General features: G+C 63.0%; 12 protein-coding genes. 10 read left to right on the top strand and 2 right to left on the bottom strand.

The genetic code is table 11. From position 1 onward, the window contains the following. Window positions 1-228 precede the first annotated feature (228 nt). From CKW13_RS23970 to CKW13_RS23925, 10 genes are all read left to right on the top strand, one after another. Window positions 229-672 carry a CopD family copper resistance protein gene (locus CKW13_RS23970; protein WP_095111239.1) on the top strand — a complete coding sequence of 148 codons (444 nt, stop codon included), beginning with the start codon at window positions 229-231 and terminating at the stop codon, window positions 670-672. Window positions 673-779: 107 nt separating this feature from the next. After that, window positions 780-2,126, top strand: a complete 1,347-nt coding sequence (locus tag CKW13_RS23965; protein WP_256576664.1) for a coproporphyrinogen III oxidase — start codon at window positions 780-782, stop codon at window positions 2,124-2,126. A gap of 24 nt (window positions 2,127-2,150) precedes the next feature. Then, a complete protein-coding gene (hemN, locus tag CKW13_RS23960) occupies window positions 2,151-3,539 on the top strand; it encodes an oxygen-independent coproporphyrinogen III oxidase (RefSeq protein WP_095111243.1) in 1,389 nt (462 codons plus the stop codon). Between the two features lie 187 nt (window positions 3,540-3,726). After that, a complete protein-coding gene (gene nosR, locus CKW13_RS23955; protein ID WP_371856256.1) occupies window positions 3,727-5,832 on the top strand; it encodes a transcriptional regulator NosR in 2,106 nt (701 codons plus the stop codon). Window positions 5,833-5,884: 52 nt separating this feature from the next. Beyond that, window positions 5,885-7,804, top strand: a complete 1,920-nt coding sequence (gene nosZ, locus CKW13_RS23950; protein WP_095111237.1) for a TAT-dependent nitrous-oxide reductase — start codon at window positions 5,885-5,887, stop codon at window positions 7,802-7,804. 204 nt (window positions 7,805-8,008) lie between these two features. Next, window positions 8,009-9,250: a nitrous oxide reductase family maturation protein NosD gene (locus CKW13_RS23945; RefSeq protein ID WP_256576663.1), complete on the top strand. Its 1,242-nt coding sequence runs from the start codon at window positions 8,009-8,011 to the stop codon at window positions 9,248-9,250. Continuing rightward, the gene (locus CKW13_RS23940; RefSeq protein ID WP_095111235.1) at window positions 9,250-10,173 is read left to right on the top strand and encodes an ABC transporter ATP-binding protein; all 924 of its coding nucleotides are present in this window, start codon (window positions 9,250-9,252) and stop codon (window positions 10,171-10,173) included. Before CKW13_RS23945 ends, CKW13_RS23940 begins: the two co-directional genes overlap by 1 nt. Further along, window positions 10,170-11,000, top strand: a complete 831-nt coding sequence (locus CKW13_RS23935; protein WP_095111234.1) for an ABC transporter permease — start codon at window positions 10,170-10,172, stop codon at window positions 10,998-11,000. Before CKW13_RS23940 ends, CKW13_RS23935 begins: the two co-directional genes overlap by 4 nt. Before the next feature lie 31 nt (window positions 11,001-11,031). Beyond that, entirely contained in the window at window positions 11,032-11,559 is a 528-nt protein-coding gene (locus CKW13_RS23930; RefSeq protein ID WP_095111233.1) for a nitrous oxide reductase accessory protein NosL, read from the top strand. A gap of 207 nt (window positions 11,560-11,766) precedes the next feature. After that, window positions 11,767-12,510: an SDR family NAD(P)-dependent oxidoreductase gene (locus CKW13_RS23925; RefSeq protein ID WP_095111242.1), complete on the top strand. Its 744-nt coding sequence runs from the start codon at window positions 11,767-11,769 to the stop codon at window positions 12,508-12,510. Between the two features lie 145 nt (window positions 12,511-12,655). Here CKW13_RS23925 and CKW13_RS23920 read toward each other — a convergent pair whose 3' ends face one another. Together CKW13_RS23920 and cobA are read right to left on the bottom strand one after the other, a co-directional pair. Further along, window positions 12,656-14,137, bottom strand: a complete 1,482-nt coding sequence (locus tag CKW13_RS23920) for a nitrite reductase (protein ID WP_176465182.1) — start codon at window positions 14,135-14,137, stop codon at window positions 12,656-12,658. Next, window positions 14,134-14,973, bottom strand: coding sequence for a uroporphyrinogen-III C-methyltransferase (gene cobA, locus CKW13_RS23915; RefSeq protein ID WP_095111232.1), 840 nt, complete (start codon window positions 14,971-14,973; stop codon window positions 14,134-14,136). Before cobA ends, CKW13_RS23920 begins: the two co-directional genes overlap by 4 nt. Window positions 14,974-15,005 lie beyond the last annotated feature (32 nt).

Raw genomic sequence — 15,005 nt, 5'->3', positions numbered from 1 at the left:
CATCCCGAACTCAGCAGTGAAACGATGCATCGCCGATGGTAGTGTGGGGTTTCCCCATGTGAGAGTAGGTCATCGTCAAGATTAAATTCCGAAACCCCATTTGCGAAAGCAGATGGGGTTTTGTTTTGCGCGATGGAAAAGGGCCAGGCCAGCCGTGAACAGTTTGATCCCCATCAAGGCAGGCGCCAATGCCGACACCGACAATGGTTCATCCAAGGTGAGGCCGCCATGATCTATCCGCTGCTATTGACGTTGCATTTGTTCGCCGCGCTGATCTTTATTGGCACAGTATTTTTTGAAGTGTTGTTCCTGGAGAGCATCCGAAAGCAGATTCCTTCAAGAGTCATGGACCTGGTGGAGCAGGGCATTGGGCGCCGTGCACGGTCACTGATGCCTTGGGTGCTGATAATCCTGTTTGGCGCCGGCCTGGGCATGGTTTGGTTACGCTATCTGCCCGCATTGGGCTCCCCCTTCAGTTCCTCCTTCGGCACGTTGCTGGCCCTCAAGATCCTGATTGCCAGCAGCGTTTTACTGCATTTCTTAGCGGCAATGTTCCTGTTTCGTACGAAACGGATGAAAGCCACCTATGTGCATTTCATCCATCGCAGCTTGTTTGTGCATATGGTCGCCATCGTCCTCCTGGCCAAAGGTATGTTCTATCTGAGCTGGTAGTTGCTGGCAGATTCTGTGCCAGGTCTGGCCTCAGCTTGATGCAAATCAAGGAGCCTCCCAGGTGAAAGGCCGACACTGACCTCCCGTAGCCAGTCTCGGAGACCGCGATGTTCGACGTTTATCACAATCCCAACCCGCGGCCCCTCCACTGCAATAAAGAGAGGGCCGCCCTCGGCTACGCCAGTGACAGCCAAAAATTCCACGGTGGTATCGGCTCCCTGGACTTGCTGCGTGCGTTACGCAGTAGTCGACAGAAGCAGCGGCCCCTATCCCTGACAGTGCAATTGCCTTCCACGCTCAAGGCATTGGCGAACGCTCCCCAAACCCCGGGCTGCGAGCGGGGCCATGTGGAGCAGTACCTGTTGCGCCTGGAGCGCGAAATCGACCTGATCGGTTGCCATTTAAGCAGCGAGCAACGTATCGAGCAGTTTCACCTTAGCGGTGGCACCCCTTGTGCTGCTCACCTGCAACGGTTGATGAAGCGCCTGCGCAGCCGCTTTAATTTTTTGGGCCACGAAGGTGGCGACTACAGCGTCGAAGTCGATCTGCACCACACGGATTGGGCAACCATGCGCCTGCTGCGCGACCAGGGTTTTAACCATGTCAGCATCGGCGTGCCCGACATGGGCGCAGACGCCGAGCTGTCAGTGGCCTGCTACCAGAACCCGGCGCCTATTCATTCACTGATCGACGCGGCGCGCACCTTTGGCTTTCGCACTATCAACGTTGATCTGGGCTACGGTCATGCCTGGCAAACGCCGCAAAGTTTGTCTCGCAAGTTAGCCACTCTCATCGAGCTGGAGCCTGACCGCGTGCTGGCATTCGATTACGCCCAGCCCGGGCCACGGCACCGCGCGCTGTGCGCCAGCCCCTTCACCGGGTTGTCCAGCGACGAGGATAAGCGCGCCATGCGCCAGGATTGTTTCGAGCAACTGTGCGCCGCTGGTTATTACTACATTGGTCTCGGCCAGTTTGTGCGCCCGGACGACGACCTGGCCATCGCCCAGGAGCAAGGCCGCCTGCACCGCAACTACCAGGGCTTTACCAGCCACGGTTACTGTGACCTGGTAGGGCTCGGCCTGGGTGCCATCAGCCAGATCGATGATCTGTATGCGCAAAACACCGAAGACCTACAGCACTACCAGCTGCAACTGGACCGCGAGCAGTTGCCCACGATCCGCGGTTGGCGCTGCGAGGCCCAGGATCAGGTGCGCCACGACGTCATGGAGCGCCTGGTGTGCGACCTGGAACTGGACATCGAGGCTATCGAGCGTCGCCATGGTCTGATATTTCGCGAATACTTTTCATCCGTCTGGCCACTGCTGGAGCAGTTGAGCCGTGACGGCCTGATCGAGCTGTCGAGCCGCATGATAAGCATCCTTCCTGCCGCGAGGCTGGAGGTGGACGCCATCTGCAATCTGTTTGAAAGGGATTTGGACGCTGCACGGCATTAACGCCCCCCCACGAGTTGATCGATGATGAACCCCGCTCTTGAATTCAATCGCGCCCTGGTCGAAAAGTACGATCGCCCGGGGCCGCGCTACACCTCATACCCGACCGCGCCGCAGTTCCACCAGGCGTTTGCCGTGGACGACTACCAACGCGCCGCCCACGACAGCAACCAGGCCGCCGTGCCCAAGCCGCTGTCGGTCTACATCCACATCCCGTTCTGCAAAAGCCTTTGCTACTACTGCGCCTGCAACAAAATCATCACCCAGAAAACCCATCGCGCCACTGAGTACCTGAATTACCTCAAGCGCGAAATCAATATGCAGGCGGCATTGTTCGACAGCACCCGCAAGCTCACCCAATTGCACCTGGGCGGCGGCACGCCCACCTACCTGACCCACGAGCAGTTGGCGGACCTGATGCAGCACCTGCATCAGGCTTTCGACATGGATGACAGCGACAACCACGAGTTCTCCATCGAGGTCGACCCGCGCACCATCAGCGCCGAGCAGATCCGTGCATTGCGTGGCTTGGGTTTCAATCGCCTGAGCTTCGGCGTGCAGGATTTCGACCCGCAGGTACAAGCGGCGGTCAACCGGGTGCAGAGCGAAGAGCAGGTCTACGAACTGGTGGCCGCCGCCCGGCAAGCGCATTTCAAATCCGTCAGTGTCGATTTGATCTACGGTTTGCCACTGCAAACCGTTGCCAGTTTCGACGTGACCCTGAGCAAGATCATCGCCCTGCGCCCGGACCGCATCGCTGCCTACAGCTATGCGCACTTACCGGAACTGGTGCGTGCCCAGCGCCTGATCCGCCCAGAAGACATGCCGCCGCCGGAGCGCAAGCTGGAGTTGCTGGAACTGACCATCCGACGCCTGACCGAGGCCGGTTACGTGTACATCGGCATGGACCACTTCGCCTTGCCCGAAGACGAACTGGCCCGTGCCCGCGCCAACGGCACCCTGCAACGCAACTTCCAGGGCTACTCGACCCACGCCGACTGCGACCTGATTGGCCTGGGCGTGTCGTCCATCGGCAAGGTCGGCGACAGCTACAGCCAGAGCGTCAAGGAACTGTCCCAGTACTACGCTCGCCTGGATCAAGGCTTGCTGCCGGTGCACCGCGGTTATCGCCTGAGTGCCGATGACTTGCTGCGCCGCGAGGTTATCAACGACCTGATGTGCCACGGGCGCATCGAGTTCGCCAAGTTCGAGGCGCGCCACGGCATCCGTTTCGGCGAGTATTTCGCTGAAGCATTAGCCCAGCTCCAGACTCTGGTGCAAGACGGCTTGGTGCAACTCCACGACGATGCGCTGGTGTTGCTCCCCCAGGGCCACCTGATGATGCGCAGCGCAGCGATGGCATTCGACGCTTACCTGGGTGGCGAACAAAAGGGCCGGTTTTCCCGCACCGTCTAGGCCGGGCAGGGTGGGTTCACGATAACTTTTCAAAGTTGATTTCAATCAAGGGCAGGGGGCCATGGGCTCCCTAACATGGGCGGCAGATCCCGCCGTTGAAGTCTGAGATTTCATGAAGATCCGCCCGCTGTTGTGCCGTAACTCCCTGCATTTTCTGACCCTGGGTCTTGTCCTTGTGTTGGCCCTGATGGCCGCTCCCTTCGAGGCGGTGTACGCCAAGTCCTATGGCGGCATCGAACAGCAGCGCATCGAAAAAACCTTCCCCAACGTCGACAAAGTTTCCGAGCCCCAGGGCCCGTACAAGGTGCAGACCTTGTCTGCGGGTGAGCAGGTGCTGGGTTACGTGTTCCAGAGCCTGGACGTGGTGGACATTCCGGCCTACTCCGGCAAGCCGATCAACACCCAAGTGATTCTCGACCCGGCCGGGGTGATAAAGGACGCCTTTGTCCTGGAGCACCACGAGCCGATTCTGCTGGTGGGCATAGCGGAAGAAAAACTTCACGAATTCAGCGCCAAGTACCTGGGCATTCAGGTCAACCAGCGGGTAGTGGTGGGCCATTCCAGCGACCCGAATGCCGTGACGGTCGATGCCATTGCCGGTGCTACCGTCACCGCCATGGTGGTCAACGAAGTCATCATGCGCGCCGCCCATACGGTGGCCGTGTCCCTGGGCCTGGTCAAAGACAACGCCGGTGTGGCCGCCACGCCGGCCAAGGTCCGCGAGGATGTCTACCACAGCGCGGATTGGGCGACGCTGCTGGGTGACGGCTCCATCCGCCGCCTGAACCTGACCCGCGGCCAGGTCGATAGTGCATTCAAGAACACCGCTGCCGCCGAGGTTGAAGTGGCCACGCCAGAGCAGGCCGACGACAGCTTTATCGACCTCTACGTCACCCACCTCAATCCGCCCACCATCGGCCGCAACCTGCTGGGCGAGAGCCAGTACCGCACGCTGATGAGCGAACTCAAGCCCGGCGAGCAAGCCATCGCCGTGCTTGGCAGCGGTAGCTACTCGTTCAAGGGGTCGGGCTATGTGCGCGGTGGGATTTTCGACCGGGTGCAACTGCGCCAGTTCGGCGACAGCATCAGCTTCCGTGACATGGACTTCCAGCGCCTAGACGACGTGTATGCCCAGGGCATGCCAGCCTTCGACGAGATGGCGATCTTCATCGTGCGCGCCTCCCACCGTTTTGACCCGGGCGCGGCCTGGAGCCTGGAGCTGCTGGTGCGGCGCCAGACCGGGCCGGTCAGCGGCGTGTTCAGCAGCTTCGAGTTGGCCTACCAGTTACCCGAAGCCTACCTGGACCGCCCGGCGCCCAGCGCCGAACAACTGGCGGCCATCGAGGAAGCCAATCGCCCACTGTGGCTGAACATCTGGTACCAGAAGAGCGTGCAGGTGGGTGTGCTCGCCGCCGCGCTGTTGCTGCTCACGGCCATCCTGTTCCTGCAAGACACCCTGGCCCAGCGCCCGCGCCTGCTGCATTGGGTGCGCCGCGGCTACCTGAGCTTCACCGTGCTGTTCATCGGCGGCTATGCCCTGGGGCAACTGTCGGTGGTCAACGTGCTGACCTTCGTCCATGCCCTGTTCGAGAACTTCCGTTGGGAGCTGTTCCTCACCGATCCGGTGATCTTCATGCTCTGGGTGTTCACTGCCGGCAGCATTCTGCTGTGGGGCCGTGGTGTGTTCTGCGGCTGGCTATGCCCGTTCGGCGCCTTGCAGGAGCTGATTAACGAGCTGGCGCGCAAGCTCAAGGTGCCGCAATACGAATTGCCTTTCGCGGTGCACGAACGCTTGTGGGCCCTCAAATACATTATTTTGCTGGTGCTGTTCGGCCTGTCCCTGGAGTCCATGGCCACCGCTGAGCGCTTCGCCGAGGTGGAGCCGTTCAAAACCGCCATCACCCTGCGCTTCGACCGCCAATGGTGGTTCGTGCTCTACGCCGCCGGCCTGTTGGTGGTCAACCTGTTCACCCGCAAAGTCTATTGCCGCTACATCTGCCCCCTGGGCGCGGCGCTGGCGATCCCCAGCAAGTTCCGCCTGTTCGACTGGCTCAAACGTCGCCAGGAGTGCGGCAACCCCTGCCAGTTGTGCGCCAAGGAATGCGAGATCCAGGCGATCCACCCCGACGGCCATATCAACGCCAACGAATGTCACTACTGCCTCGACTGCCAGATGACCTGGCACAACGAGAACAAATGCCCGCCGCTCATCAATAAGCGCAAGAAGCGCAACAAAGCGGCACCTGCCCCGGCGCAACTGATCCCGGTGGTGCAGGTGGCCCCTGGCGAATGACCCTGCGCGCAACGGCTTTCCAGATGGTTTTTCCCTTCAAGGAGCACACAGCATGAGCGATAAAGACAACAACCAAGGCCCGCAGGACGAAGCGCCGAAGGGCCTGAGCCGGCGCGGCTTCCTCGGCACCAGCGCGGTGGCCAGCGCGGCCCTGGCCGGCGCCACGGCGCTGGGCGGTACGGTGTTTACCCGCGAGTCCTGGGCGGCTGCGGCCAAGGAAGCACGGTCCAAGATCCACGTTGCACCCGGTGAGCTGGACGAGTACTACGGCTTCTGGAGCGGTGGTCACCAGGGCGAAGTGCGGGTGCTGGGCGTGCCTTCGATGCGTGAGCTGATGCGTATCCCGGTGTTCAACGTCGATTCCGCCACCGGCTGGGGCCTGACCAACGAAAGCAAGCGCGTGCTCGGGGACAGCGGCAAATACCTGAACGGCGACTGCCACCACCCCCACATCTCCATGACCGACGGCAAGTACGACGGTAAATACCTGTTCATCAACGACAAGGCCAACTCCCGCGTCGCGCGCATCCGCCTCGACATCATGAAGTGCGACAAGATGCTCACCGTGCCGAACGTGCAGGCGATCCACGGTCTGCGCCTGCAAAAAGTGCCCTATACCAAGTACGTGTTCGCCAACGGCGAGTTCGTCATCCCGCACCCTAACGATGGTCACAGCTTCGACCTGCAGGACAAAAACAGCTTCACCATGTTCAATGCCATCGACGCCGAAAAAATGGAAATGGCCTTCCAGGTCATCGTCGACGGTAACCTCGACAACGCCGACATGGACTACAGCGGCCGCTATGCCGCTGCCACCTGCTACAACTCGGAGAAGGCCTACGACCTGGGCGGCATGATGCGCAACGAGCGCGACTGGGTAGTGGTGTTCAACATCCCGGCCATCGAAGCGGCGATCAAGGCTGGCAAGTTCATCCACGTTGACGGCGACAAAACCCCGGTAGTGGACGGGCGCAAAGTCGATGGCAAGGACTCGCCGTTCACCCGCTACATTCCTGTGCCCAAGAACCCACACGGCCTCAATACCTCGTCCGATGGCAAGTACTTCATCGCCAACGGCAAGCTCTCGCCGACGGTTTCGATGATCGCCATCGACCGCCTCGACGACCTGTTCGCCGGCAAGTTCAAAGACCCGCGCGAGGTTATCGTCGCCGAGCCGGAACTGGGCCTGGGGCCGCTGCACACCACCTTCGACGGTCGCGGTAACGCCTACACCACGCTGTTCATCGACAGCCAAGTGGTGAAGTGGAACATGGACGAGGCCGTGCGCGCCTACAAAGGCGAGAAGGTCAACTACATCAAGCAGAAACTCGATGTGCACTACCAACCTGGCCACAACCACGCCTCCCTGACCGAAACCAGCGAAGCCGACGGCAAGTGGCTGGTGGTGCTGTGCAAGTTCTCCAAGGACCGTTTCCTGCCCACCGGCCCGCTGCACCCGGAAAACGACCAGTTGATCGACATCTCTGGCGAGGAAATGAAACTGGTCCACGACGGCCCAGCCTTCGCCGAACCCCACGACTGCATCCTGGCGCGCCGCGACCAGATCAAGACGCAGAAAATCTGGAAGCGCGACGACCCGTTCTTTGCCGCCACCGTGGCCATCGCCAAGAAAGACGGGATCAACCTGGAGACCGACAACAAGGTCATTCGCGACGGCAAGAAAGTGCGGGTCTACATGACCTCCATGGCGCCGTCCTATGGCCTGAACGAATTCACCGTCAAGCAGGGCGATGAAGTCACCGTGACCATCACCAACATCGACCAGATCGAAGACGTGTCCCACGGCTTCGTCATGACCAACCACGGCGTGAGCATGGAGATCAGCCCGCAGCAAACCTCCTCCATCACCTTCATCGCCGATAAACCCGGCCTGCACTGGTACTACTGCAGCTGGTTCTGCCATGCGCTGCACATGGAAATGGTCGGCCGCATGAAGGTCGAACGGGCGTAACGCCTACTGAGGCCATAGGTGGCTGCAGTTAGCCCTTTGTGGGAGCGAACTTGCCCGCGATTGCGATTTATCAGTCGACATCTCTGTTGAATGTTCAGCCGCTATCGCGGGCAAGCCCGCTCCCTCACCTGCCGCCACCTCGCAGGGCCCATCGGAACAAGGAATGGTGTTGTGCGCGTAAACCGGATACACCTCATAGCCCTTGTGCTCACGGCTTTTTCCACCGCCGCCGTTGGCGCGGTGCAACCTATCGACAACCTGCCGCTCCAGGCGGCGGGTGAAGGCCAGTGGCGTCTGCCTGCCGGCCAGTACCAAGGCAATTTCAGCATTGACCGCCCCATGCAACTGGACTGCGAACCCGGTGCGGTGTTCCAGGCCCAAGGCGTGGGCAACAGCATGATTATCAGCGCCGCCGACGTGACCTTGCGCGGCTGCACCTTCACCGATTGGGGCCATGACCTCACGGCCATGAACGCCGCCGTCTTCATCCAACCCCAGGCCCGGGGCGCGGTGGTACAGGGCAACCATATGCGCGGCCAGGGCTTCGGCATCTGGGTTGACGGCGCCCAAGACGCCAGCCTGCTCGACAACCGCATCCAGGGCGACCCGAACCTGCGTTCCCAGGACCGTGGCAACGGCATCCACCTCTACGCGGTCCACGGCGCGCGGGTCATTGGCAACGAAGTGCGCGAGGCGCGCGACGGCATCTACATCGACACCTCCAACGGCAACCTGATCCAGGGCAACACCCTGGAGGACCTGCGCTACGGCGTGCACTACATGTTCGCCAACGACAACCAGGTGCTGGGCAACACCACGCGGCGCACCCGCACCGGGTTTGCCCTGATGCAAAGCCGCAAGTTGACGGTGATCGGCAACCGCTCCGAGCAGGACCAAAACTACGGCATCCTGATGAACTACATCACCTACTCGACCCTGCGCGACAACTTCGTCAGCGACGTGCGCGACGGCACCACCGGCGACACCATGATCCCCGGTGCCGAAGGCAAGGCCCTGTTCATCTACAACTCGCTGTTCAACGTGATCGAGGGCAACCACTTCGAGCGCAGCCCGGTGGGCATTCACCTCACTGCCGGCTCCGAAGACAACCGCATCCAGAACAACGCGTTCATCGACAACCAGCGCCAGGTCAAATACGTCGCCACGCGCTTGCAGGAATGGTCGGTGGAGGGGCATGGCAACTACTGGAGCGACTACCTGGGCTGGGACCGCGACGGCGATGGCCTGGGCGACATCGCCTACGAGCCCAACGACAACGTCGACCGCTTGCTCTGGCTCTACCCGCAGGTGCGCCTGTTGATGAACAGCCCCGGCATCGAGCTGCTGCGCTGGGTGCAACGGGCCTTTCCGGTGATGAAATCCCCAGGCGTGCAAGACAGCTATCCGCTGATGAAATCCCCCATACAAGCCAAGGAGCCGAGCTGATGAACGTGGTCGAGATCGAAGGCGTCAGCCAGCGTTACGGGCAGACCACCGTGCTGCACGACCTCACCCTGAGCCTGGGGGAGGGCGAAGTGCTTGGCCTGTTCGGCCATAACGGCGCGGGCAAGACCACCAGCATGAAACTGGTGCTGGGCCTGTTGCAGGCCAGCAGCGGCCAGGTGCGGGTGTTCGACCGCGCGCCCAGCGACCCCCATGTGCGCCAGTTGTTGGGCTACCTGCCGGAAAACGTCACCTTCTACCCGCAACTCAGTGGCCTGGAAACCCTGCGCCACTTCGCCCGCCTCAAAGGCGCGGGGTTGGCCCAGGTGGACAGCCTGCTGGACGACGTCGGCCTAGGCGCGGCCTCGCGGCGCCGGGTCAAAACCTACTCCAAGGGCATGCGCCAGCGCTTGGGCCTGGCCCAGGCCCTGCTCGGCGCGCCACGCCTGTTGCTGCTGGACGAACCCACCGTGGGCCTGGACCCCATCGCCACCCAAGACCTCTACCGCCTGCTCGAACGCCTGCGCAACCAGGGCACCAGCATCATCCTTTGCTCCCACGTGCTGCCGGGTGTCGAGGCCTATATCAACCGCGCGGCGATCCTCACCCAGGGGCGCCTGTTGGCCTTGGGCAGCCTGGCCAAGCTGCGTGAAGACGCCGGCCTGCCCACCCTGATCCGCGCCAGCGGCCTCAAGCACGCCTGGCCCTTGCAGCAGCGCTGGAACCTGGCCGGCCACGAGACCCAGGCCTGGGGCGCGGCGGGGCTGGAAGTGGCGGCCCATAACGGCAGCAAACTGGGGCTGTTGCGCCAGTTGCTGGAAGAAGACGACCCCCGGGACGTGGAGATCCATCCGCCGTCCCTGGAAGACCTGTATCGCTACTACATGACCCGCGCCGAGTTGGCGCCGGGCGAGGGGGCAGTATGACGCCGATCTGGAACATGGCCCGCAAAGAACTCAGCGATGGCTTGCGTAACCGCTGGCTGTTGGCGATCAGCCTGTTGTTCGCCGTGCTGGCCCTGGGCATTGCCTGGCTCGGCGCGGCGGCGTCCGGGCAACTGGGCTTCACCTCGATCCCGGCCACCGTGGCCAGCCTCGCCAGCCTGGCGACGTTCCTGATGCCGCTGATCGCCCTGTTGCTGGCCTATGACGCGATCGTTGGCGAAGACGAAAGCGGCACCTTGCTGCTGTTGCTCACCTACCCCCTGGGGCGCGGGCAGATCCTGCTGGGCAAATTCCTCGGCCATGGCCTGACCCTGGCCCTGGCCACGTTGATCGGCTTTGGCTGCGCCATGCTCGCCATCGCGCTGTTGGTCGAAGACGTGGAGTTGCCTCTGCTGCTGTGGGCCTTTGGCCGCTTTATGGTGTCCTCGACCCTGCTGGGCTGGGGTTTCCTGGGCCTGGCCTATGTGCTGAGCAGCGTCTCGGCGGAAAAATCCACCGCCGCCGGCCTGGCGCTGGGGGTGTGGTTCTTCTTCGTCCTGGTGTTCGACCTGGTGCTACTGGCCCTGCTGGTGCTCAGCGAAGGCCAGTTCAGCCCCAAACTGCTGCCCTGGCTGCTGCTGCTCAACCCGGCGGACGTGTATCGCTTGATAAACCTCTCCGGCTTCGAGGCCGGGGCCAACATGGCCGGGGTCCTGACCCTGGGCAAAGACCTGCCGCTGCCGGGCTCGATGCTTTGGCTGTGCCTGGGCCTGTGGGTGGTGGCGCCGCTATGCCTGGCCTACCGGCTGTTCCGCCGCCGCGCGGTTTGACGAATTTTGAGGCTTGATGGAGTACCCAACGATGAACCGCTTTTACCAAAACACCGCCCGCGTCTGTGCCGTATTGCTGCTGGGGCTGCTGCTGGGGGCCTGCGACAAGGCCGAAACGGCCAGCTACAGCGATGCCCCCACGGCGTTCCACCCCAGCGATGAATGCCACGTGTGCGGCATGATTATCTCGGAGTTCCCCGGCCCCAAAGGCCAGGTCGTGGAGCGCAACGGCGTGAAGAAATTCTGCTCCACCGCCGAAATGCTCGGCTGGTGGCTGCAACCGGAAAACCACCACGACGATGCCAAGCTCTATGTCCACGACATGGGCCGCAGCCCCTGGGACGCGCCCAACGACGCTTACCTGATCGACGCAAAAACCGCGTTCTATGTGATCGGCACAAACCTCAAGGGTGCCATGGGCGTGGTCCTGGCCTCGTTCTCCGACCAGCAGGCCGCCGAAAAACTGGCCACCATCAATGGCGGGCGCGTGCTGCGCTTTGCCGACATCGACCAAGCCGTGCTGCAACAACAACCGGCAATGCATCACGACATGCACTGACATCCTCACCGTAGGAGCCTGGCTTGCCAGCGAGGGTGGCGTTGAGATCGCCATTGCCGGCAAGCCGTGCTCCTACAGGTCAGCGGCACCCGCCATCTCCCGCGCACACTCCCCCTCATCCAACAAATCTGATTACCGTCAAGTCGCTATTTCCTGCGCTGTTCAAAGATAGGCCCCGCGGTAATCCCTAGGCGTGAGGTGTAGATGATGAAGACCGAGTTTCAGGACCGTTTGGCGGTAATCACCGGGGCCAGTTCAGGGATCGGCCTGGCCCTGTGTGCGGCGTTGTTGCCGCGCGGGGTGCGGGTGTTGGCCATGTCGCGCACCCTCGGGGAGCTGGCGGTGTTGCAGCAGATCTACGGCGAGCGCTTGCGCTGGTTCGCTGGGGATGTCACCCGAACCGACGATTTGCACGAACTGGCGCGCCAGGCTGCGCGCCTGGGGGCGGTGGATTACCTGGTGCCCAATGCCGGCAGTGCGGAACTGGCCGACAGCCTGGACATGGGCGCGTTCGAGCGCCAATGGGCGGTCAACGGTGCCGGGGCGCTCAATACCCTGGCGGCGCTGCGCGGCGAGTTGGCCAACCCGGCGTCGGTGGTGTTCGTCGGCAGTTTTCTCTGTGATTCCAGCTTCCCCGGCCTGGCCGCCAGCATCGCCAGCAAGGCCGCTTTGGTGGCCCAGGTGCGCACCCTGGCCACCGAACTCGGGCCGCTGGGCATTCGCATCAACCTGGTGTCACCGGGGCCCACCGCCACAGCGCTGTGGGACAACCTGGGCCTGGACGAAGAGCAGTTGGAGGCGCTCACCAGCCGCCTGACCCAACGCCTGGTGCCGGGGCGTTTTCTCGATGCGGCGGCAGTGGCCAATGTCATGGTTTTCCAACTCTCCCAAGGCGCCCGCGGGGTGTATGGCCAGGACTGGAAAGTCGACGGTGGCTACACCCTGGGGTAATACGCCGGTTAACCCACCTCTCGTCGCAAGCGGGCTCCCCCGCGCTGGAGGGCAAAGCCCTCCCATCCCTGCTATCCGTGAAACCTGAGTGATGGGGCTGCTGCGCAGCCCGGCGCGGGCGAGCCCGCTTGCTACGAGGGGCGGGTCAGTGGGAGGTGCCTTCGGCGAATTCGATCTTGTTGCCCACGTTGTACTTGCCCGAGGGTTTGTTCATGGGCAGGCGCTTGATCTCCCTGAGGGTCTTGCTGTCGTAGACGATCAGCGCGCCGTCGGTGTCCCAGATGCTCAACAGCAGGTAGCGCCCGTCGCGGGTAAATTCCACGTGGGCGGCGGTTTTGCCGGGCATGGGCCGCAGGGTGTGGGCGATCTCCAGGGTCTGTTTGTCGATCAGGTGAATGGCGTCGTTGTCCGGGCCGAAGAACACGTCGGTCCAGGCATAGGGCGAATTGACGTGGCTGCGCATGAAGAACCCCGGCCCCAGGGTGGGGATTTCCTTGATGAGCTTCCAGGTCTTGAAGTCGATCACCGAGATCAGGCCCTTGCTGATGTTGGGCGTGGCGAACACCCAGTCACCGTTGCGCTTCCAGTAGGTGCCCGAGCCCAGGTGCGGCATGCCGGGCAGGGGGATGTCGGTGACGACGTTGCCACTGTCCAAGTCGATGACCTGGCCGCCCTGGGCCTTGCGTGAGGTGGCGAGCAACTGGCGGTAGTCCGGGGAGAACGAGAAGTCGTCGAGAAAATCCTGGGCGGCTATGCGCCGTGGCTCGAAGTTCGGCGTGCCGGCATAACTCAGTTCCCAAACTTCCTTCACATCCTTGAGGGCAACGATGAAGCTGTTTCGGGGCGGGGCGGTGTACACCGCGCTGACCCGCGATGTTTTGCCGTCCAGGCCCGTGGCGGGCAGGGTCTTGACCAGGCTCAGGTCGCGGGCATCGAGCAGCACCAGGCTGCCGGGCAGGTAGTTGCCCACCAGCACCCAGCGCCCGTCTTTGCTCACGGCCAGGTTGCGGGTGTTGAGGCCGGCGCGCACTTCGGCGATGAGTTTGAGGTTGTGCAGGTCGTAGAGGCTGATCCAGCCATCGCGGGAGGCGAAGTAGACGAAGCGCCCGTCCGGCGAGAATTTCGGCCCGCCGTGCACGGCAAAATGCGAGGCGAAGCGGTCGAGCACGGTGAAGCGGTCGCCGTCGAGGATGTTGATGTGGTGGTCGCCAGCCTCCACCACCACGAACAGGTTCAGCGGGTCGGCGTGGTGCTGTGGGGTGCTGGGCAGCGTGCTCAGGTCGGCCAGCAGCCTGTGGCTGGCGCGGATGTCGTGGTCGTTCCAGGTCGGCGGCGTGGCGGGGGGCTGTTGCAGGTAGTCGGCGAGGGCGTCGATCTGTGGTGTGCTGAGGGTGCCGGCGAACCCGGCCATCTGGCTGGCGGGGCGGCCGTTGGCGATGACCTTGCGCACCTCATCGGGCTTGATCCGCCCCAGGCTCTCGGGCAGCAGCGCCGGCCCGGCAGCGCCCAGGCGTGTGGCGCCGTGGCAGCTTTCGCAGTGCTGCTGGTACAGCGCGGCGGCAGGCTGCGGCGCCGCGCCATGGGCGGCGCTGGCCCACAGCAGCGGCAGCAATAGCAGGCCTTTCACGATGCCACCTCGGTCATTTTGGCCGCGACGCGATGGGGGTAGACGCGCGCCGGGTATTCCACATGCTGGTCGGCGAACAATGCGACCACTTTGCCGATCACGGTCAGTGTCGGCACCCCTTGCTCGCATTCGATGGCCATGCTGCTCAGGTGTTCCAGGGTGCCCCGGGCCACGTGCTGGTCGGCCCGTGCGCCATTGCAGATCAGCGCGGCCGGGGTGCCCGGGGGCATACCGGCTTCCATCAGGCGCTGGGCGATCACCGCCAGGTTGGACAGGCCCATGTAGAACACCAGGGTCTGGCTGTCGTCGGCCAGGCTGGCCCACGGCAGGCTCAACTCGCCGTCGCGTTGCAGGTGCCCAGTGATGAAGCGGCAGGAGTTGACCAGGTCGCGGTGGGTCAGGGGGATGCCGGCATAGGCGCTGCACCCGGCCGCGGCGGTAATGCCGGGTACGATCTGGCAGTCAACGCCGCGTTGCAGCAGGTACTCCAGCTCTTCGGCGCCACGGCCGAAGATGAATGGGTCGCCGCCCTTGAGGCGCACCACGCGCTGGCCCTGGTCGGCGAGGTCGGCGAGCAATTGGTTGATCTGCTCCTGGGGCATGCTGTGGCAGCCGCTGGCCTTGCCCACGTAATGGCGGGCGCAGGCCAGGGGGATCAGGCTCAGCAACTCGGGGCTGACCAGGCGATCGAAGACCACCGCATCCGCCTGCATCAACAGGCTCCAGGCCCGCAAGGTCAGCAGGCGTGGGTCGCCCGGGCCGGCCCCGACCAGGGCCACCTCACCGGGGCGCAGGAGCGATTGCAGTGCGGCAGGTATCACGAGGGATGAATTCATGGCGACTTCCTTGGTACTTCATCAGGTGGCGG

Origin of the sequence: Pseudomonas sp. Irchel 3E20 (assembly GCF_900187645.1) — a bacterium.
Taxonomy (GTDB): domain Bacteria; phylum Pseudomonadota; class Gammaproteobacteria; order Pseudomonadales; family Pseudomonadaceae; genus Aquipseudomonas.
This window is presented reverse-complemented; position numbering and strand designations above follow the sequence as displayed.

Excerpts from the sequence above, each read along its gene's own strand:
- nosR (WP_371856256.1), top strand. The coding sequence starts at position 3,727 with ATGGCCGCTCCCTTCGAGGCGGTGTACGCCAAGTCCTATGGCGGCATC.
- cobA (WP_095111232.1), bottom strand. The coding sequence starts at position 14,973 with ATGAATTCATCCCTCGTGATACCTGCCGCACTGCAATCGCTCCTGCGC.
- CKW13_RS23965 (WP_256576664.1), top strand. The coding sequence starts at position 780 with ATGTTCGACGTTTATCACAATCCCAACCCGCGGCCCCTCCACTGCAAT.
- CKW13_RS23940 (WP_095111235.1), top strand. The coding sequence starts at position 9,250 with ATGAACGTGGTCGAGATCGAAGGCGTCAGCCAGCGTTACGGGCAGACC.
- CKW13_RS23970 (WP_095111239.1), top strand. The coding sequence starts at position 229 with ATGATCTATCCGCTGCTATTGACGTTGCATTTGTTCGCCGCGCTGATC.
- nosZ (WP_095111237.1), top strand. The coding sequence starts at position 5,885 with ATGAGCGATAAAGACAACAACCAAGGCCCGCAGGACGAAGCGCCGAAG.
- CKW13_RS23935 (WP_095111234.1), top strand. The coding sequence starts at position 10,170 with ATGACGCCGATCTGGAACATGGCCCGCAAAGAACTCAGCGATGGCTTG.
- CKW13_RS23930 (WP_095111233.1), top strand. The coding sequence starts at position 11,032 with ATGAACCGCTTTTACCAAAACACCGCCCGCGTCTGTGCCGTATTGCTG.
- hemN (WP_095111243.1), top strand. The coding sequence starts at position 2,151 with ATGAACCCCGCTCTTGAATTCAATCGCGCCCTGGTCGAAAAGTACGAT.
- CKW13_RS23925 (WP_095111242.1), top strand. The coding sequence starts at position 11,767 with ATGAAGACCGAGTTTCAGGACCGTTTGGCGGTAATCACCGGGGCCAGT.